19 protein-coding genes are annotated in these 17,423 nt (G+C 70.6%); 14 read left to right on the plus strand and 5 right to left on the minus strand.

All coding sequences use genetic code 11. The annotated features are described in order from the left end of the window. Window positions 1–37 precede the first annotated feature (37 nt). Window positions 38–622: a class IV adenylate cyclase gene (gene cyaB / locus K6T50_RS04365; protein WP_222608181.1), complete on the minus strand. Its 585-nt coding sequence runs from the start codon at window positions 620–622 to the stop codon at window positions 38–40. Window positions 623–770: 148 nt separating this feature from the next. On the opposite strand from cyaB, the gene K6T50_RS04370 reads away from it, so the two are divergent. The 6 genes from K6T50_RS04370 (at window position 771) to K6T50_RS04395 (ending at window position 5,137) form a co-directional block, all read left to right on the plus strand. Then, a complete protein-coding gene (locus K6T50_RS04370) occupies window positions 771–1,784 on the plus strand; it encodes an FKBP-type peptidyl-prolyl cis-trans isomerase (protein ID WP_222608182.1) in 1,014 nt (337 codons plus the stop codon). Window positions 1,785–1,859: 75 nt separating this feature from the next. Continuing rightward, window positions 1,860–2,120 (plus strand): DUF8049 family protein, encoded by a 261-nt coding sequence (locus K6T50_RS04375; RefSeq protein ID WP_222608183.1) that lies wholly within the window; start codon window positions 1,860–1,862, stop codon window positions 2,118–2,120. Window positions 2,121–2,196: 76 nt separating this feature from the next. Continuing rightward, window positions 2,197–2,598, plus strand: coding sequence for a YlbF/YmcA family competence regulator (locus K6T50_RS04380; RefSeq protein ID WP_222608184.1), 402 nt, complete (start codon window positions 2,197–2,199; stop codon window positions 2,596–2,598). Window positions 2,599–2,700: 102 nt separating this feature from the next. Then, window positions 2,701–3,405 (plus strand): MinD/ParA family ATP-binding protein, encoded by a 705-nt coding sequence (locus K6T50_RS04385; protein ID WP_222608185.1) that lies wholly within the window; start codon window positions 2,701–2,703, stop codon window positions 3,403–3,405. A gap of 37 nt (window positions 3,406–3,442) precedes the next feature. Further along, complete coding sequence (locus K6T50_RS04390) at window positions 3,443–4,069, plus strand: RAD55 family ATPase (RefSeq protein ID WP_222608186.1); 627 nt, start codon at window positions 3,443–3,445, stop codon at window positions 4,067–4,069. Between the two features lie 48 nt (window positions 4,070–4,117). After that, the gene (locus K6T50_RS04395) at window positions 4,118–5,137 is read left to right on the plus strand and encodes a sodium:calcium antiporter (RefSeq protein ID WP_222608187.1); all 1,020 of its coding nucleotides are present in this window, start codon (window positions 4,118–4,120) and stop codon (window positions 5,135–5,137) included. A gap of 2 nt (window positions 5,138–5,139) precedes the next feature. Here K6T50_RS04395 and K6T50_RS04400 read toward each other — a convergent pair whose 3' ends face one another. Further along, window positions 5,140–6,135: a PhzF family phenazine biosynthesis protein gene (locus K6T50_RS04400; RefSeq protein ID WP_222608825.1), complete on the minus strand. Its 996-nt coding sequence runs from the start codon at window positions 6,133–6,135 to the stop codon at window positions 5,140–5,142. A 111-nt stretch (window positions 6,136–6,246) separates the two neighbouring features. On the opposite strand from K6T50_RS04400, the gene dph2 reads away from it, so the two are divergent. Both dph2 and K6T50_RS04410 read left to right on the plus strand, forming a co-directional pair. Continuing rightward, window positions 6,247–7,284, plus strand: a complete 1,038-nt coding sequence (gene dph2 / locus K6T50_RS04405; protein ID WP_222608188.1) for a diphthamide biosynthesis enzyme Dph2 — start codon at window positions 6,247–6,249, stop codon at window positions 7,282–7,284. A gap of 100 nt (window positions 7,285–7,384) precedes the next feature. After that, entirely contained in the window at window positions 7,385–7,945 is a 561-nt protein-coding gene (locus K6T50_RS04410) for a DUF8173 domain-containing protein (RefSeq protein ID WP_222608189.1), read from the plus strand. Between the two features lie 53 nt (window positions 7,946–7,998). Here K6T50_RS04410 and K6T50_RS19120 read toward each other — a convergent pair whose 3' ends face one another. After that, a complete protein-coding gene (locus K6T50_RS19120) occupies window positions 7,999–8,133 on the minus strand; it encodes a hypothetical protein (RefSeq protein ID WP_275673110.1) in 135 nt (44 codons plus the stop codon). Between the two features lie 150 nt (window positions 8,134–8,283). Between K6T50_RS19120 and K6T50_RS04415 the strand changes: the two genes are divergently transcribed. The 6 genes from K6T50_RS04415 (at window position 8,284) to K6T50_RS04440 (ending at window position 15,186) form a co-directional block, all read left to right on the plus strand. Continuing rightward, on the plus strand, window positions 8,284–9,135 hold the full coding sequence (locus K6T50_RS04415; RefSeq protein ID WP_222608190.1) for an MBL fold metallo-hydrolase: 852 nt from the start codon (window positions 8,284–8,286) through the stop codon (window positions 9,133–9,135). 60 nt (window positions 9,136–9,195) lie between these two features. Then, window positions 9,196–9,642 (plus strand): universal stress protein, encoded by a 447-nt coding sequence (locus K6T50_RS04420; RefSeq protein WP_222608191.1) that lies wholly within the window; start codon window positions 9,196–9,198, stop codon window positions 9,640–9,642. Window positions 9,643–9,775: 133 nt separating this feature from the next. Next, on the plus strand, window positions 9,776–11,566 hold the full coding sequence (locus K6T50_RS04425) for a hypothetical protein (RefSeq protein ID WP_222608192.1): 1,791 nt from the start codon (window positions 9,776–9,778) through the stop codon (window positions 11,564–11,566). A 49-nt stretch (window positions 11,567–11,615) separates the two neighbouring features. Then, the gene (locus K6T50_RS04430) at window positions 11,616–12,515 is read left to right on the plus strand and encodes a phosphoribosyltransferase HisG-related protein (RefSeq protein ID WP_222608193.1); all 900 of its coding nucleotides are present in this window, start codon (window positions 11,616–11,618) and stop codon (window positions 12,513–12,515) included. Between the two features lie 149 nt (window positions 12,516–12,664). Further along, complete coding sequence (locus K6T50_RS04435; RefSeq protein ID WP_222608194.1) at window positions 12,665–14,206, plus strand: ATP-binding protein; 1,542 nt, start codon at window positions 12,665–12,667, stop codon at window positions 14,204–14,206. A 170-nt stretch (window positions 14,207–14,376) separates the two neighbouring features. Beyond that, complete coding sequence (locus K6T50_RS04440; protein WP_222608195.1) at window positions 14,377–15,186, plus strand: BtpA/SgcQ family protein; 810 nt, start codon at window positions 14,377–14,379, stop codon at window positions 15,184–15,186. A 30-nt stretch (window positions 15,187–15,216) separates the two neighbouring features. On the opposite strand, the gene K6T50_RS04445 is transcribed toward K6T50_RS04440, so the two are convergent. Continuing rightward, complete coding sequence (locus K6T50_RS04445; RefSeq protein ID WP_222608196.1) at window positions 15,217–16,305, minus strand: carbohydrate kinase family protein; 1,089 nt, start codon at window positions 16,303–16,305, stop codon at window positions 15,217–15,219. A gap of 1 nt (window position 16,306) precedes the next feature. Next, on the minus strand, window positions 16,307–17,272 hold the full coding sequence (locus tag K6T50_RS04450; RefSeq protein ID WP_222608197.1) for a metallophosphoesterase family protein: 966 nt from the start codon (window positions 17,270–17,272) through the stop codon (window positions 16,307–16,309). Window positions 17,273–17,423: the final 151 nt, after the last annotated feature.

The following is a 17,423-nucleotide window of genomic DNA, read 5'->3' on the forward strand; positions in this document are numbered from 1 at the left end:
GCAGTATAACTTGCGGAAAGAGTTCGTGTGTGAGGGATTACTCCGGGGTATCGTTTGGCATATCTTGCGACCGAAGTAGCAGTCCGAGGTACGAGGTCCGGATCTGATCGTCGGGATCGAGCCCCAGATCGCGGAGGACCACGTAGGCCCCCTCGCGAGCCGACTCGATCTCCGGTTCGACGGCCTCGCGCTCGACCTCGACGAACTCGCCGACGCCGGCCACGTTGTCGAGCGTGACGGTGTAGCCGTCGAGCTCGAAGAACTCGCGGTCCTTCTCGACGGTCGCCGCCGGCGAGAAGCCGAGCCCGCCGAGGATACCCTCGGCCGCGTCGCCGTCGGCGACGGCCGTCTCGAACTCCTCGCGCGTCTTCGATTCGGCCTCGACGAGCGGCCCCTTGTAGGTGACCTTCGTCGCGGCGCCTCCGCCGTCGTCGTTCGCGCCGCCGGCGACGGTTTCGCGCCTGATCCGGAGCGCCTCGTCCGTCTCGGCGAAGTCGCGGTGGGGCGCGTCGTAGTAGGTGTCGACCTGTCGAACGCGCCGGGTCCCGGTCGCGTCGAGGTCGGCGAGCCGATCGCGAACGGCGTCGAGATCGGCTCGGACCTTCACCTCAACTTCGTACATGCGACGCCGGTAGGTACGGCCGAGCAAAAGGGTGGCGCGTCCGCCACGTCGCCCTCGGCGGATCGCGGGCCGATCCCGCCGTCGTCTCGGAGTTCGGGCGTCCGGCCGAAACGTGACTGTTAAGAAGCGCACGAGCGACGGTGCGCACATGAGCGAAGAAGAGCAGGCCGAGGCGGCGGAAGCCGCCGACGCCGGCGATGAGGCGAGCGAGGACGCGGTCGACACCGACGAGTCCGACGACGGGATCCAGAACGGGGACTTCCTCCGGCTGGACTACACCGTTCGCACGGTCCCCGGCGAGGACGAGGACGAGGGCCGCGTGGTCGACACGACCCACAAGGAGGTCGCCGAGGAGGCCGGCATCGACGACGACGAGTACGACTTCTCCCCGCGCATCATCGTCGTCGGCGAGGGCCACGTGTTCGCCTCCGTCGACGAGGACCTGCTCGGCCGCGAGGTCGGCGACTCCAACGTCGTGACCGTGCCCGCCGACGAGGCGTTCGGCGAGTTCGACCCCGACGACGTGCGCACCGTCAGCGCCGAGAAGATCCCGGAGGACGACCGCTACCCCGGCGCGCAGGTCACCATCGACGGCGACCAGGGCTACGTCGAGACGGTCATCGGCGGGCGCTCGCGCGTCGACTTCAACCACCCGCTCGCGGGCGACGACCTCGAGTACGACTACGAGATCCTCGAGCTCGTCGACGACGACGAGGAGAAGGCCGCCGGCCTCATCGGCATGTACCTCCAGGAGACCCCCGAGGTCCGCATCGAGGAGGAGTCCGTCGAGGAGGAGGTCACCGTCGAGGCCCACGAGGACGAGGAGACCGGCGAGGTCGACCGCGAGACCGAGATCCAGGAGGTCGACAAGCGCACGCTGTACATCGAGGCGACGCCGATGATGCAGATGAACCAGCAGTGGATGTTCTCGAAGCAGCAGATCGCCCAGGACATCATGGGCCGCCTCGACCTCGACCGCGTCGTCGTCGAGGAGGTCATCGACGGCTCCGGCGGCATGATGGGCGGTATGGGCGGCATGATGGGCGGTATGGGCGGTATGGGCGGCGGCGACGTCGAGGAGGCGCTCGACGACGTCGACATGGACGACATGGACGTCGACGCCGACGAGCTCGTCGAGGAGCTCGAGGACGCCGAGGAGTAACCCGCTCGCGCGTTCGCCGGCGGTCGCGCCCCCGAACCGACACCGATTACTTCCGGTTCACCGTTCCACCGATAGATGGATCTCAGCGACGCGCGCGAGGACCTCGCCGTCGCCGGCGCGGCGGCCCTGGGGGCGGTCGTGCTGACGGTCGGACTGGACCTGTTCGGGGGCGTCGCGGTGTCGACCCCAGCGAGGGTCGCCCCGCTGGTCGTCTACTTCGCGTACCTGTTCACCCGCAAGGGCGGACCGTACGCCTCGTTCGACACCCCGCGCAACTGGACCGCGCTGGTGGTCGCCGTCACCGTCGCGGCCGGCGCCTACGCGGTCGCGACGTGACCCCGTCGCCGGCGCGCGAGCGCTCGCACGCGTCCCCAGCCGCGGGGCTTAACAGCGGGCGATACCAAGGCGGGCTATGAGCATCGAGACCGACGCGCCCGAGGCGGCCGCGGCCGACGACTCGGTCGAAGCCCTCGCGACGGAGTTGGGCGACGCCATCGCGGACTCGCCCGCGTACCGCCGCTTCGAGGAGGCGAAGGCGGCCGTCCAGAACGACGAGGAGGCGCAGGCGCGTATCTCCGAGTTCGAACAGCTCCGCCAGGAGTTCGCGATGGCCAAGCAGGCGGGGCAGGCCGACCAGGAGACGATGGAGAAGGTGCAGGCCGCACAACAGGAGCTCCACTCGCTGCCGGTGATGCGGGAGTACGTCGAGGCGCAGGACGAACTGGAGGACCGGCTCGAAGCGCTGAACCGGGCGATCTCCGACCCGCTGGCGGTCGACTTCGGCGGCAAGGCCGGCGGCTGCTGTCACGACTGAGGCGGCGACTCCTGCCACGACTACTTTCTCACCGTGTGGCGGCCTACCCTGCTCTGCCCCACGAACGCGAGTATTGAAACCCGATAGCGACCCAGCCGCCCCATGCTCGCGGTCACCGGCGGCAAGGGCGGAACGGGGAAGACGACGACGGCGCTCGGCCTGGCTCGGGCGTTCGGAGCCGACGGAACGGAGACGGTCGTCGTCGACGCCGACTGGGACCTGCCGGATCTGGGCGCGATCGCCGGGGTTGAACGCAGGATCGCGTACCTCGACGGCGACGCCGCTCGATCGCCCCTGGCGGCCGCGGTCCCCGACGCCGAGGGAGCGAACGTTCGGGTCCTCCCGGCGCCGACGGCCCCACGCGAGCGGGACGTTCGGAAGTCGTTGCGGCGGATCTCCGCGGCGACACCCGAGGCGACGCAGGCGATCGTCGACTGCTCCGCGGGCGCCGCCGCGGACGCGGTCGCGCCCCTTCGGGTCGCCGAGCGAGCGATACTCGTGACGGAGGCGTGCGCGCCCGCGCTGCGCGACGCCGCGAAGATCGCCGCGGTGGCCCGACGACTGGGGACGCCGGTCGTCGGCGCCGTCGTGACCCGCTCGACCGTCGTTCCGCCGGGCGTGGCCGACCTCCTCGGCTGCCCGGTCCTCGCGCGGGTGCCGAGCGCGTCGTCCCCGACCGCCCGGAACGAAAACACGAACGGGTCCGATCCCGTGCTCGGGGACGAGCGGGTCGCCGGGGCGTACGAGCGGGCCGCGGACGCACTGACACCGGCGGATCCGGACGATCCCGTTCCGACACGGGCGTGAGAAACGGTTATGTCGCGTCGGACCGTCACCGGATCGCATGGCGGATCGCCTCCCGACCGGGATCGACGTGCTCGACCGTCGGTTCGACGGCGGGATCCCGGCCGGGAGCATCGTGCTGTTCTCGGCGGACCCGGCGAGCCAGTCTGAGCTGCTGTTGTACGAGCTCACGGCCGCGCGCGGGACGCTGTACCTCACGACGCTGCGCTCGGATCAGGCGGTGTCGGACGCGCTCGATCGGACGAAATCCCGGGTGGGAACGCCGACCGTCCGCGACATCGGCGGCGACGCGCCGCTGGACGCGGCCAACCGGCTCGTCAGCGCGCTCCCGGAGAACGCGAACCTCATCGTCGACGTGGCCGACCCGCTGGAGCGGGCCGACCGCTCGCGATACCGGCGCTTCCTCACGGAGCTGCAGACGGCGATGGTCAACACCGAGAGCGTCGCCTTCCTCCACGCGATGAAGCGCGACGACGAGCCGAAGAACCGCGCGATGACCGAACACGTCGCCGACGTGGTGTGGGACCTCGACACCCAGGTGCGCGGCTCGGACGTCGTCAACAAGCTCGCCGTCCCGAAGTTCCGCGGCGGCCGCGCGCTCGACGAGACGGTGAAGCTGAAGCTGGAGGAGCAGGTCGCCATCGACACCTCCCGCGACATCGCGTAATCGTCGCGTACCGGTTCGGTTTTCCTTCCGGCGCGCCCGCTCGCGGGTATGGTCTCGCTTTTCCCCGCGATCGCGCTCGCGGTCGTCGGCACCGCCGTCGTCTGGATCGCCGGCGGCCGGCTCGAATCCGCGAGCGAACGGCTCGGCGTCCATTACGGGCTCCCCGCCGTCGTACAGGGCGCCGTCATCGCCGCCATCGGCTCGTCGTTCCCGGAGCTGATGAGCGTCGTCCTCGCGGTGTTGCTGCACGGGAACTTCGACCTCGGCGTCGGCGCGATCGTCGGATCGGCCGTGTTCAACATCCTCGTTATCCCCGGCTGGAGCGCCCTCCGCGGGCGGGGACTGCGGGCCGACCGCGACGTGGTGTACAAGGAGACGCAGTTCTACATGCTCGCGATCGCCGTGCTGCTGCTCACGTTCTCGCTGGGCGTGATATACGCCCCGCAACCATCGACGAACGGGCTCACGTCGACGCTCACGCGGCCGCTGGCGTTGATCCCGCTCGGGCTGTACGCGGTGTACCTCTTCATCCAGTCGCAGGACGTGTCCGACTTCGAGGCGCCGGAGGTGAACGACGTGAACCCCGTCCGCCAGTGGCTCCTGCTGGCGGGGTCGCTCGTCGCCATCCTCGTCGGCGTCGAGGCGCTCGTGCAGGCGGCGCTCTCGCTGGAGACCGCCCTCGGCGTGCCGTCGACTATCTGGGGGCTGACCGTCGTCGCTGCGGGGACGAGCCTGCCGGACACGGTCGTGTCGGTGCGGGCCGCGGAGGCCGGTCGGGGGCCGACGAGCCTCGCGAACGTCCTCGGGAGCAACACCTTCGACCTGCTCGTCGCCGTCCCCGCGGGCGTCATGCTGGTTCCAGGGGGCTCCGTCACGGTCGACTTCGGCACCGCGGTCCCGATGGTGGGCTTTCTCACCGTCGCGACGCTCGGCTTCCTCGTCGTCACGCGGACCGACCTCGAACTCGACCGGTCCGAGGCGGTGTCGCTGCTCGGGCTGTACGTCGTCTTCCTGATCTGGATGGTGCTGGAGACGCTCGGGGTGACGGCGCTGGTGCCGGGCGTGTGAGCCTACAGCAGCTGCCCCTCCGCGATCGGGACGACCGATCCCCCGACCTCGACACGGGGGTCGCCGTCCGCGTCGCGCTCGGCGCGCAGGTGCAGCCGCGAGGGACGGCCCAGCTCGTACCCCTGCTCGACCGTCGCGGCGACCGGTCCGTCGCCGAGGTACCCCCGTTCGAGAAGCCACCCGGCGAGACAGCCCGCGGCCGATCCGGTCGCCGGGTCCTCCGGAACGCCGGCCCAGTCGGCGAACACGCGGGCGTGGAGGTCGCCGCCGTCGACGCCGCCGCGGGCGAACGCGAGGACGTTGTGCCCGCCGTACTCGTCGATGAACTCGCCGTAGGCCGGTTCGGTCGTGCTCGCGTGCTCGACCGCATCGAGCGAGGCGAGCGGGACCACGAGCGTCGGAAGTCCAGTCGAGATGGCCTGTACGGGGTACTCATCGTCGATATCGGCGGGTTCGAGCCCGAGCACGTCGGCGGCGACCTCGCCGGGAACCGGTTCGCCGAACTCCGGCGGGATCTGGCACATCCAGTACTCCTCGCGGGCGTCGTCGCCGGCGGGGTCGGCGCCGTGGTCGCCGTGGTCGCCGCCCCCGTTATCGCCCTCCCCGTCCTCGCCGCCCTCGACCCACACGTCGATCGGACCGACGCCGAGATCGAGGGTGAGGCGGTCGGTCGAGCCGTCGCCGACCAGTTCCCGCAACACTGCCGCGGTGCCGAGCGTCGGATGGCCGGCGAAGGGGATCTCCTCGGCCGGATCGAAGATCCGCACGTCGCGGCCGGCGTCGGTCGGCCCGCCGACGAACGTACACTCCGAGAAGTTCGTCTCGCGGGTGAGCGCGAGCGCCTCGTCGGCGTCGACGTCGGCGGCGTCGTGGAACACGGCGAGCTGGTTGCCGGTGAATCGCTCGTCGCCGCGGGTGAACACGTCCACAACGTGGAACGTTTTTCCACGGGAGGACGGCGTCCCGCCGTCGACCGAGTGGAACCGGTGGCCGGTCATGTCGACGACTGCGGCGCGGAGCGGTAAGGGCATATCGGCGGCGTGACAGCCGTTCTCGCGCGGCTTCCCGGAGCGCGCCGCTTAACCGGCTCCGGTAGTTATCGGGGTGCAATGAGCCAGCGGAGCGAGGGCGACCTCACCAAGACGGGGATGTCGCTCAAACACGACCGCGAGTGGGACTACGAACTCGACCGCATCGTCGAGGCGGTCGAGGAGCGCGACGCCGACAAGGTCGGCCTCCAGTTCCCCGAGGGGCTGAAGCGCCGCGCGCCCGCGGTCGCCGACGACCTCCGGGAGCTGACCGAGGACGTGACGTACCTCATCTCGGGGCAGCCCTGCTACGGCGCCTGCGACCTCGACACCTACCTGATGCGCCGGTGTGACGTGTTCGTCCACTTCGGCCACTCGCCGATGAAGGAGTCGGACAAGATCATCTACGTCCCCCTCTTCTCCAACGTCGACCCCTTCCCCATCATGGAGGAGTCGCTGGCGAAACTGGAGGATCCGGAGGACGACCCCGACGTGGGCCTGGTCACCACCGCCCAGCACATGAACCTCTTCGGCGACATGGTGGACTGGCTGGAGGAGCGCGGCTACGAGGTCCACACCCGCCGCGGCGACGACCGCCTCACCCACGAGGGGCAGGTGCTCGGCTGCAACTACGCCAGCGCCGACATCGACGCCGAGCAGGTGCTGTACGTCGGCGGCGGCAAGTTCCACCCCCTCGGCCTGGCGATGGAACACCCCGACAAGACGGTCGTCATCGGCGACCCCGTCAACAACGTCGTGACGGTCGCCGACACCGAGAAGTTCCTCAAGCAGCGCTACGGCGCGGTCCACCGCGCGATGGACGCCGACACCTTCGGCGTCATCTTCTGTACGAAGATCGGACAGGGGCGCTGGGACCAGGCCGAGGAGATCGTCGAGAACAACGACAACGCCCACCTCATCACGATGGACGAGGTGACGCCCGACCGCCTCCGCAACTTCGACTTCGACGCGTTCGTCAACACGGGCTGCCCGCGGATCACCACCGACGACGGGCCGCGGTTCCACAAGCCGATGCTCACCCCCGGCGAGTACGAGATCGCCGTCGGGAACAAGCCGCTCGAGGACCTGGAGTTCGACACCTTCCACGGCACCTGGTAGTCGAACGCAGCCACCCGTTGTCGTCCTTCACCGCGCCCCGTCGGATCGGCGGAGGCGGCGGATCACAAGCTATTCATCGCGGGCGGTGCCTTCGCCGACGATGCCCTCCACACGCACGGCAGGCAGAGCCGTCGGCGCGCTGGCGGCGCTCGCGTTCGTCGGCGTCGCCGCCGCCCAGTACAGCGATCCCCGCGCGTCCCTCGATCTGACGACCCGGATCGGCGTCCAGTTCGCAGTCGGGTTCGTGATCAACCTCCTCCTCGGCGGCGCGTTGGTCGCGTTGAGCCCGGGGTACGCGGACGACAAGCTCGACCAGTTCTCCTCGGACCCGGGCGAGACGATCGTCTGGGGCCTCATCGTCGGTATCGGGGTCCCGATCGTGCTGGTGATCCTCGCGTTCACGATCATCGGACTCGTGATCACCATCCCCGGGATCCTGATCCTCGCGGGGGTCGGGATCGTCGGGTCGGCGGTGATGGTTGTGGTCGTCGGCGACGTCGTCACCGACGGCGGAGCCGGCGGTACGACCGTCCTGGTGGGCGCGCTCGTTCTCGCGCTGCTCACCGCGATCCCGTTCGTCGGCGGACTGATCAACTGGCTGGTCGGCCTACCCGGTATCGGGATGGTCGGCCACGACCTCTATCGAGGCTGGAAAAACTGAGACCGCACCCGTCGTGACGGGGAGGTCGACGGGGCGATCCGACCGTCCGCCGGTCAGTTCGCCCGGATCCCGAACGTCTGTGCGTCGACGAGGTCGACGCACTCCGCGATGTTGTCGCGCATCGCCGCGAACTCCAGCGTCCGATGAACGCTCGTTTCCATGTCCCCCATGTCGGTATTCTGTGCCATATGCTTTCGGGGCATGGTACCACGGGTGATAGTTATCCGGCCGCTTCCGCCGGTTACCCGGTCCCAACCGGGCCGGCGGGGGAGTTCCACCCGCCCCTCGGGCGGGTCCGAGGCGACAGACCTTACCGCTCATGCTCGGAAGCGACGGCCATGAGCGACGCGAGCGACCCGCAGATCACGTCCGACTGGGGCGACTGGCTCCCGCGAACGATCGAGGCCGCCGAACCCGACGGCGTCGCCGTCTGGTACCTCGGCTGCAACGGCTTCGTCCTGAAGGGTGCAGACGAGACGAGCCTCTGGATCGACCCGTACGTCGGCCTCGGCGACCCGCCGCGCACGGTCCGGATGATCCCGGTCCCGTTCGACCCCCACGACGTGTACGACGCCGACGCGGTGTTGGCGACCCACGAGCACACCGACCACACGCACGGGCCCTCGCAGGCGCCGATCCTCGCGAACTCAGGGGCCGACTTCTACGCCGCCGACGACTCCCTCGCCGTCACTGACGAGGAGCGCTGGACCGACAACTGGGACGTCGACGACGACCAACTGGTCGAGATCGAGGAGGGCGACTCGTTCTCCGTCGGCGGCTTCGAGGTCGACGTGGTCCGGGTCAGCGACGCCGACGCGACCCACCCGGTCGGCTACGTGGTCCGGTACGGCGACGTGACCGTCTTCCACGGGGGCGACACCAAACCCCACGACGGCTTCGCCGACCTCGGCGCCGAGTACGACATCGATCTGGCGGTCGTCGCGTTCGGATCCGTCGGCCGCGTCCCGGACAAGCGGACCCGCGAGCCCCAGCGCACGCGCTGGTACTGCGACGAGAACCAGGCCGTCGAGGTCGCGGAGGCGCTGCGGGCCGACCGCATGCTCCCGAGCCACTGGGATATGTGGAAGGGGCTGACTGCCGACCCGACCGCGCTCCACGAGCACGTTCGTGGCTTCGAGTACCCCGAGCGCCTCGACATCGTGGAGGTCGGCGACCGGATCGATCTCTGAGGAGGGACGAACTCCCCCGAACCCTCAGGATTTTTTATCCCCTCGCGACAGTCCATCGGTATGGACCACGCGCTCGCAGTCGTCGGGCCGACCGAGACCGCAAAGACGCTGACCCGCGAGGCGGGCGAGCTCGCCGCCGGCGTCGACGCCGACCTCACGCTGTTGCACGTCGCCGACGAGGACGAATACGACGAACAGCGCAAGCAGCTCGCGGAGGTCACCCGCGGCGACTCCACCTACAGCGTCGGGCAGGCGGTCGAGGGCGCGCGGGCGTACGCCGCCGACATCGGTCGCGAGGTGCTGGAGGACGTGGACATCGACTACGAGGCGGTGGGAACGGTCGGCGACCGCGCCGAGACCGTCCTCTCGGAGGCGCGCAAGCGCGGCTGCGACCACGTCTTCATCGCCGGACGAAAGCGCTCGCCGACCGGCAAGGCGCTGTTCGGCGACGACACCCAGCGCATCATCCTCGACGCGGAGAAGCCGGTCACCGTCGTGACCGAGTAGTCGACGGCCGTCGCGGCGACGGATCCGGTGACCGATCCGGCGACCATCCGGTCCGCTATGCGTCGGCCTCGCGGCCTGTCGATGCGATAATCGGCCCGGTGACTTTTTATACTGTACTCGGCTCGATGTATCCATGAGCCAGGGGCCCGATGTCACGGACGCCGTCACCGTCGAGGAGGACGGCGTCACCGTCGAGAAGCGTTTCACCGCCGACGAGTTCCCCGTCCCCGCGATCGAGTTCACCCTCCGCTCGGACCGCGAGGACGCCACGGAGTTCCGCATCGTCGACGAGATCCCCGAGGACTTCCCGATGGATCGGATCGGCTTCCATCCGGAGTACGAATCGGAGCACTGGACGGCGTATCAGGACCACCGGGTCGAGTACCGACGCCGGCTCGACCCCGGCGAGGAGGTGACGACCGTCTACGGTATCCGCACCGACGACCCCGACGACGGCGCCCGCTTCCTCGGCGAGCCGGCGGTCACGGAGGTGTCCGAGGACGACGACCCCGTCGGCGACGTCGCCGACGTGATCGGCGACGACTCCTCGCAGGCGGTTCGCGACGTGCTCGCAGGGGGCGACGGCGCCGACGCCGCCGCCGATGAGACAGATGTCGACGACGCGTCCGACGGGCTCGACCTCGCCGGCGCGGAGGCGGACCTGGGCGCCGAGGAGGCGACCGATCCCCTCGCTGAGGGGGCGGATGACCCGCTCGCTGAGGGGACCGATGACCCGCTCGCTGAGGGGACCGATGACCCGCTCGCGGAGGACGCGAGCGACGACGACATCGCCCCGACGGACGAGCGGACGGACGAGGAGTCCGCCGACGACTTCCTCGACGACCTCTCGGACGACGAGGGGACCGACGAAGAGTCGGATGTGGACGAAGTCGGGGCCGAGGTCGCCGACGCGGAGGCGGCGGACGCAGCCGACGACGAACCGGAGCCGGCCGACGACGAGCCCGATGCAGTGCTCGATCTGGACGGCGACGCCGACGACGCGGACGCCGTGAGCGACGACCTCGGAGCGCCCGAACCCGAGGACGAGGCCGCCGACGCCGACACCGAGACCGGCGGAGACGCGGGCGCTGCCGCAGCCGGGGGCGTCGCCGCCGGCGGGGTCGCGGCCGCGCTCGCCGAGGAGCTTCGCGCAGGGACCGTCTCCGAGGAGGACCGGGAGGTGCTCAAGGAGGAGCTCGAACTCGATCACTCCACGAGCGTCGACGCGCGCATCTCCCGGCTCCAGTCGAAAGTCGAGGACATGGCGGCGTACTCGAACGCGCTGGAGGAGTTCATCGACGAGAACGGCCTCGCCAGCGAGTGGATGGACGGCCTGCAGGCCGACCTGGACGACCTGACCGCCGAGATCGCCGAGACGCGCGAGGAGGTCGCCGACGCGGCCGACGAGCGCGCATCGCTCCGCGAGGAGGTCGAGACGGCCACCGAGGACGCACGCGACGCGAGCGAGCGGGCCGCCGCCGTCGACGAGGAGGTCGACGACCTCCGTGGCGACGTGGGCGACCTCCGCGGCGACGTCGACGACCTCCGGACCGACGTGGACGACCTTGGCGAGGAGATCGCCGACAGCACCGACTCGCTGGAGGCGTCGATCGACGAGGTGCGCGCCGACCTGGACGACCTCGCGGAGGAGGTCGCCGACGAGGACGAGGCCGTCGCGGAGGTTCGCGAGGAGGTCTCCTCGATCGGCGAGGAGGTGGAGTCGGTGTCGGCGCTCGTCGACGACGAGCTCTCGGAGATGCGCACGGAGCTGGAGGAGGTTCACGACGACCTCGAGGAGTTCGAGGAGTTCCGGACGCGGCTCTCGTCGGTCTTCGGCCCGGGCGGCGCGGCCGGCGGCGCCGGCCAGGGAGGCGAGGGCGCCGACGGCAACGAGGCCGACGGCGACGGCGACGACGCGGAGTAGGTCCGCCGGAAACGCGCCGCTTTTGCACCGGGGCCCCCACGTTCCGCCAATGAGCAGACCCGTCTCCGTCGCCGTCCCCCGAAAGGGGCGGCCGCTGGAGGCCGCCCTCGAACGGTTCGCGGCCGTCGGCGGCGACGACGCGGCGGCGCTGGCAGACGACGTGTCCTCGACGCTCCGGTACGAGAAGGCGATCACCAAGGGCCGCGACCGCGACGAACGCGGCGTGTACGAGCGGCTCGCCGCCTACAGCGATCCGGAAGGGTCCGGTCCCGAGTACACGCTGATCCGTGACGACCGGGAGGGGAACCCCCGCCGCGTCGTGTTCGACTCGGCGGTTATCGCGGTCGACGGACACGAGGTCCGGCTCGTCGGTCGCGAGGAACCGTTCCGCGCGCTGCGCACCCACGAGTTCGCGCTGGGGTTCGACTCCGCCGACCTCGTGTTGGAGGAGGTCGTCGGCCTGGAGCCGGAGGGCGTCTCCGATCTCTCGGACGTGAACGCCCGGATCGACCCGCGCGACACCGACGTTCGCGTCGCGACCGGGCTCGGAGACACCGTCTATCACACGCTGATGGCGACGCCCGAGACGCTCCCGGCCGGCGTCGATCTCGACCGCTCGTTCGTCGTCGACTACGAGGGACCGCTGTGTATCTCCCCGCGGTACGAGCGCCTCGTCGAGGCGGTCCTCGGCACCGACGCCCTCGCCGGCGTCGAGTTCGTCTACCCCGAGCCCGGCCAGGAGGAGGAGGCGGCCATCGCCGACGCCGGCCTCGGCGTGTACCTCACCGTCACCGGCGGAACCGCCAGAGACCACGGGCTCGTGCTCGGCGAGGACCTGTTCCCCAGCGAGACCGTCCTGATGGAGAACGAGGCGGAGGCGACGCGGGCGACGCGATCGCTCGAGATCGCGCTCGCCAGCGACATCGACACCGCGCTGGCCCCCGAGTGAGGGCGAGCGAGGCGGGCGAGCGCACGCCCGAAACGGAACACGTGCGGCGATCGCCCGTCGAGTCGACCTGTGACACTCCGAGGAGGCTCCGACGTGTGAGTCGGACACGATGGTCAACGTTATTTAGGACGGCTAATATCTACGGCTCGATGACAGCTCGTTCCCCGCACGTTCTGTACGTCGACCCGGACGCGGGACGCCGCGACCGGGTCGCGGCCGAACTGCGTCGGGAACTGCCTGACGTAACGGTGACGACCGTCGGGTCCGCGGACGAGGCCGTCGACGCCGTGGCCGGCGCTCGGGGGCTCGACTGCGTCGCCAGCGCGTTCGACCTTCCGGACGGGGACGGCATCGGTCTGCTCGCCCGAGTTCGCGACGGACACAGCAAGCTTCCGTTCGTCCTGTTCGCCGACGCGGGGAGCGAGCGGGTCGCGAGCGACGCGGTCACGGCGGGCGTTTCCGAGTACGTCCGGTCCGATCGGCCCGACCCGTACCGGACGCTGGCTCGTCGCGTCCGCGAGGTCCTCGAAGGACACACGCCCGACGACCCCGCGGGGGTACAGGCGAACGACGGGCGACACCGGCTCCTCGTCGAGGGGACGGATCAGGCGATGGCGGTGCTCGAGGACGGTCGGTACCGGCTGGTCAACGACGCCTGCGTCGACCTCGTGGGGGCTCCCCGCGAACGGATCCTCGGGTCGAGCGACCACGACCTGTTTCCGGCCGAGACGGCGCGAACGCTGCGCGAACACAGCGACGACGCGCTCGCCGCCGACGAGCGACGCGAACACCGCATCGAGGCGGAGGTGAACGGCGAGGCGACGGTGCTCGATATCGTCCACTTCCCGGACCCCGACGCCGACGGCCGCCCGGTCGTCGGCCGGGTCGCGCGGGACGTGACCGACCGGGTCGACCGCGAACGACTGCTCCGCACGGAACGCGACCGACTCGAGGCCCTCTCGAGCGCGGTCGCTCACGACGCGCGAAACGCCATTCAGGTCATCCGCGGCCGGGCCCACCTCGCCGAGGAATCGCTCCCCGATGACGCCGACGAATCGCGGGACCACCTGTCGGCGCTGGACGTCGGCGTCGACAGGCTGGGGGATCTCGTCGACTCGCTGGAGTCGCTTCGGGGACTGAACGACCCGGTTACCGACCCGATACCGGTGTCGATCGCCGAGGCGGCGCGGGACGCGTGGGCGACGGTCGCCGCGCCGGAGGCGACGCTACAGGTCCGGGCCGACCCGATGCTGCTCGGCGACCCCGCACGGGTGCGAACGATGCTGGAGAACCTCTTCAGAAACAGCGTCGAACACGGCTCGTCGGCGACACGTTCCCCGGCCGAACCCGCCGCAGAGCGCGTCGACGGCGGAGACTCGTGTGGTGGCGGCGCCGACTCGACCCCGACGCCCCGCGACGATCGCGATGGCTCGTCGGTGACCGTGACGGTCGACGCGCTCGACGACACCCGCGGGTTCGTGGTGAGCGACGACGGGAGCGGGATCCCCGAGGACGAACGGGACCGCGTCCTGGAGTTCGGCTACTCGCCGACCGGCGGGACCGGGCTCGGGCTCGGGATCGTCTCGGGGATCGCGGACGCCCACGGCTGGCAGATCGACATCGCCGACGCCGACTCCGGGGGCGCACGCTTCGAGATCCGCCAGGAGACGCTGGATTCGTTCGTCTCCTGAGCCGATCGGAGGTTCCGACGGAGTTCCGTGTGAGGCGATCGCCGTCGCGGGGATTTTATATCGCGATATATGATTCATCCGTCGCTCGCGGGGCAAGTTCGTTCCGTGGTGAGCGACCCCGCGTCCCGCCGATCGTCAGACTAAGGCCGGAACCGGTGGTAACTCGCGTCATGTTCGACTCGCTGTTCGCGGACGGCCGACGGCCAGTGATCGGGATGGTCCACCTCCCGGCGCTCCCCGGGGCGCCGAAGTACGACGGCGACCGCGAGGCGATCGTCGAGGCCGCCGAGCGCGACGCGCGTCGGCTCGCGGCCGGCGGCGTCGACGCGATCATGGTCGAGAACTTCGGCGACGCGCCGTTCTACCCGGACGACGTTCCCAAGCACGTCGTCGCGAGCATGACGCGGGCGACGCGGGCGGTCGTCGAGACCGCGGACGTGCCCGTCGGGGTGAACGTCCTCCGCAACGACGCCGAGGCGGCGCTGTCGGTCGCCGCGGCCGCCGGCGGTGACTTCGTCCGGGTGAACGTTCACACGGGCGCGCGCGTAACGGATCAGGGTGTCATCGACGGGACGGCTCACGAGACGATGCGCCTTCGTGAGCGTCTCGACGCTGACGTGGCGGTGTTGGCCGATCACGACGTGAAACACTCCGCGCCGATCGCCGCGGCGGGGTTCACGGCCGAGTCCGTCGCCGACGGCGTCGAGCGCGGGCTCGCGGACGCCGTCGTCGTCAGCGGCACCGGCACCGGCCACGAGACCGACCGCTCGGATCTGGAACACGCCGTCGAGCGGCGGGACGCGACCGACCTCGACACGCCGATCCTCGTCGGCAGCGGCGTCGCCGCCGACACCGTCGCGGAGACGCTCGAGCTCGCCGACGGCGTCATCGTCGGCACCGCGCTCAAGGAGGACGGCGACGTGGGCAAGCCCGTCTCGGAGGCCCGCGTGCGGGAACTCGTCGAGGCCGCCCGTTCGTAGAAAACCACCCGAGGGAGCTACCGATCGGAGCTATCGATCGCCGCGATCACCGCGACCGCCGCGACCGCCACGCTCGCCTCGCTCGGCGAGGAACGACTCGACCTCCGCGCGAGTCGCCAGCCCGCCGCGTGCCCCGTCCCCGGTAACGTTCAGCGCGGCGGCCGCCGCCGCGAATCGCCCCGCCTCGTGAACGTCGTCCCCGCCGAGCACCCAGCGAACGATCAGCGCCGCCGCGTACGCGTCGCCGGCGCCCGTCTCGTCGACGACCGGCACCTCGAACGCCGGGAGCTCGTGGAGCCCCTCCCCGTCGCCGAGGACGGCACCGTCCGGCCCGGCGGTGACGGCGACGCGACCGGCACCCCGCGAACGCAGCTCCGCTGCCGCCTCCCGCCCCGTGCACCCCAGATACGATTCGGCGGCGACCTCGCCGACGACGAACAGGTCGGCCGCCTCGACCCACCGGTCGATCGTCTCCTCGCGCGCGCCGCGCCCGGCCAACTCCGCGAGCGGTCCCGAGAGGTCGAAGACGAACGGCGGCGCCTCGGGTCGCCGGGCGACCTCGATCGCGTCGCGGTGGACCTGGTCGGGGTTATAGGCCGTGAGGAAGGCGGCGTCGGCGCCCGCGAGCGCGGCGCGATCCGCCTCCGAGAGCCGAAGGCGCTTCGCCGAGTCGCCGGCGGTCACGATGCTCCGTTTCCCGTCGCCGTCACGGAGTATTACGCAATGCGTGCTCGTTCCCGACTTCCGCCGGACGCGGGCGTCGTCGATCGGGCTCGCGTCGAGGTCGGCGGCGACCCGGGCGCCGACGTCGTCGTCACCGAGCCGGGCGATCAGTCCGGTCGAGCGACCGAGGCGCGCGCTCGCGAGCGCGACGTTGGCGCCGACGCCGCCGAACGCCTCGGCGACCGTGTCGGCGTAGGCGCCGCCGTCGGGTTCGGGGATGTTGGTGACGCGGTAGGTGCGGTCGACGGTCGCGGCGCCGACGGTGACGACCTCGGGTGCTGGCGGGTCGCCGACCAGCGTTCCATCGGGCTCGGCGTCCGCGGTCGCGCCGCCGTCGCCATCACCACCGCCTCCGCCGTCGCCCGTGTCGCCGCCCGCGGCGTCGCGGCCGGTCATCTCACTCCTCGACCAGCGGGAACTGTGCGAGCCGCGCGGCCGCCATCCCCGTCAGCCCGCGCGCGGTGACGGAGTCGGACGACCGCTCGCGGTGGCCGACGACCATCCCGTCGAAGTCGGCGACGGGGACGAACCGCACCTCGGTGCCCTCGGGGCCGATGTCGAGGAGGCAGTACCCCTGCGGGAACGAGCACGTCGTCGGCATCATCAGCTCGCGGATCGACCCCTGCGTCGCCGCCGACGGCATGTGGAGGTGCCCGGTGAGCAACAGCGGCACGTCGTGGCGTTCGAGCGTCTGGACGAACGGCTCGGGGTCGTCCATCTCCGGGGGGACGAACATGTCGGGCTCGGCCAGCTCCCGGTGCTCGTGGACCTGCTCGGACATCGCCGGGAGGTTGTGGTGCGCGAGCACGAGCGGCGTCTCCGCGTCCGCGAGCAGGGCGTCCAGCTCGTCGAGCTGCTCCTCGGGGACGGTCCCGGCGTGCGAGTCGTAGAGCCATTCCTCGGTTCCTGCGGTGTTGACGCCGATCACGTCGATCCCGCCGACGGCGGCGTGAAACGGAAAGCCCTGGCCGTCGGGAGTGTACCGCTCGGCGAAGTCGGCCATCGGGAGGTTCTCGTGGTCGTACCCCTCCTTGGGCACGTCGTGGTTGCCCGGGATCGAGTAGAAGGGCGCCTCGAGGTCCGCGGCGATCTCGTCGAACCGGTCGAAGTTCCACGGCTCGCCGTCCTTCGTGATGTCGCCGACGCACAGCGTCGCGTCCACGTCGCGCTCGGCGATGTCGGCGACGGCGGCGGCGACGTGCGCCTCGGTGCGATCGAACAGCTTCGAGGTGCCCGACTCCTCCGTCGAGAGGTGCGGGTCGGCGATGACGGCGACGCGCGTCCGATCGTCGGTGCGTGGCCGGTCGAGCGCGGCCATCAACGAGCCCGCCGGGGACCCGGACCTGTCGAGCGGTGTGACCATACGGTGGCCTCGGCCAGCCGTCTCAAAACGGTCCCGGTCCCGGTCGAACGTGTGCGGTCGGCAGACCGTTGACGGGGGATCGACCGCGTCCGACTGCCGGCCGGCGATATATCATGGACGATACGTGGAAATGCAGATGTGTGAACTAGAG

Source organism: Halobaculum magnesiiphilum (assembly GCF_019823105.1).
Taxonomy (GTDB): Archaea; Halobacteriota; Halobacteria; order Halobacteriales; family Haloferacaceae; genus Halobaculum; species Halobaculum magnesiiphilum.

Coding starts and splice junctions, on each gene's coding strand:
- cyaB (WP_222608181.1), bottom strand. CDS start 622: ATGTACGAAGTTGAGGTGAAGGTCCGAGCCGATCTCGACGCCGTTCGC.
- K6T50_RS04370 (WP_222608182.1), top strand. CDS start 771: ATGAGCGAAGAAGAGCAGGCCGAGGCGGCGGAAGCCGCCGACGCCGGC.
- K6T50_RS04375 (WP_222608183.1), top strand. CDS start 1,860: ATGGATCTCAGCGACGCGCGCGAGGACCTCGCCGTCGCCGGCGCGGCG.
- K6T50_RS04380 (WP_222608184.1), top strand. CDS start 2,197: ATGAGCATCGAGACCGACGCGCCCGAGGCGGCCGCGGCCGACGACTCG.
- K6T50_RS04385 (WP_222608185.1), top strand. CDS start 2,701: ATGCTCGCGGTCACCGGCGGCAAGGGCGGAACGGGGAAGACGACGACG.
- K6T50_RS04390 (WP_222608186.1), top strand. CDS start 3,443: ATGGCGGATCGCCTCCCGACCGGGATCGACGTGCTCGACCGTCGGTTC.
- K6T50_RS04395 (WP_222608187.1), top strand. CDS start 4,118: ATGGTCTCGCTTTTCCCCGCGATCGCGCTCGCGGTCGTCGGCACCGCC.
- K6T50_RS04400 (WP_222608825.1), bottom strand. CDS start 6,135: ATGACCGGCCACCGGTTCCACTCGGTCGACGGCGGGACGCCGTCCTCC.
- dph2 (WP_222608188.1), top strand. CDS start 6,247: ATGAGCCAGCGGAGCGAGGGCGACCTCACCAAGACGGGGATGTCGCTC.
- K6T50_RS04410 (WP_222608189.1), top strand. CDS start 7,385: ATGCCCTCCACACGCACGGCAGGCAGAGCCGTCGGCGCGCTGGCGGCG.
- K6T50_RS19120 (WP_275673110.1), bottom strand. CDS start 8,133: ATGGCACAGAATACCGACATGGGGGACATGGAAACGAGCGTTCATCGG.
- K6T50_RS04415 (WP_222608190.1), top strand. CDS start 8,284: ATGAGCGACGCGAGCGACCCGCAGATCACGTCCGACTGGGGCGACTGG.
- K6T50_RS04420 (WP_222608191.1), top strand. CDS start 9,196: ATGGACCACGCGCTCGCAGTCGTCGGGCCGACCGAGACCGCAAAGACG.
- K6T50_RS04425 (WP_222608192.1), top strand. CDS start 9,776: ATGAGCCAGGGGCCCGATGTCACGGACGCCGTCACCGTCGAGGAGGAC.
- K6T50_RS04430 (WP_222608193.1), top strand. CDS start 11,616: ATGAGCAGACCCGTCTCCGTCGCCGTCCCCCGAAAGGGGCGGCCGCTG.
- K6T50_RS04435 (WP_222608194.1), top strand. CDS start 12,665: ATGACAGCTCGTTCCCCGCACGTTCTGTACGTCGACCCGGACGCGGGA.
- K6T50_RS04440 (WP_222608195.1), top strand. CDS start 14,377: ATGTTCGACTCGCTGTTCGCGGACGGCCGACGGCCAGTGATCGGGATG.
- K6T50_RS04445 (WP_222608196.1), bottom strand. CDS start 16,305: ATGACCGGCCGCGACGCCGCGGGCGGCGACACGGGCGACGGCGGAGGC.
- K6T50_RS04450 (WP_222608197.1), bottom strand. CDS start 17,272: ATGGTCACACCGCTCGACAGGTCCGGGTCCCCGGCGGGCTCGTTGATG.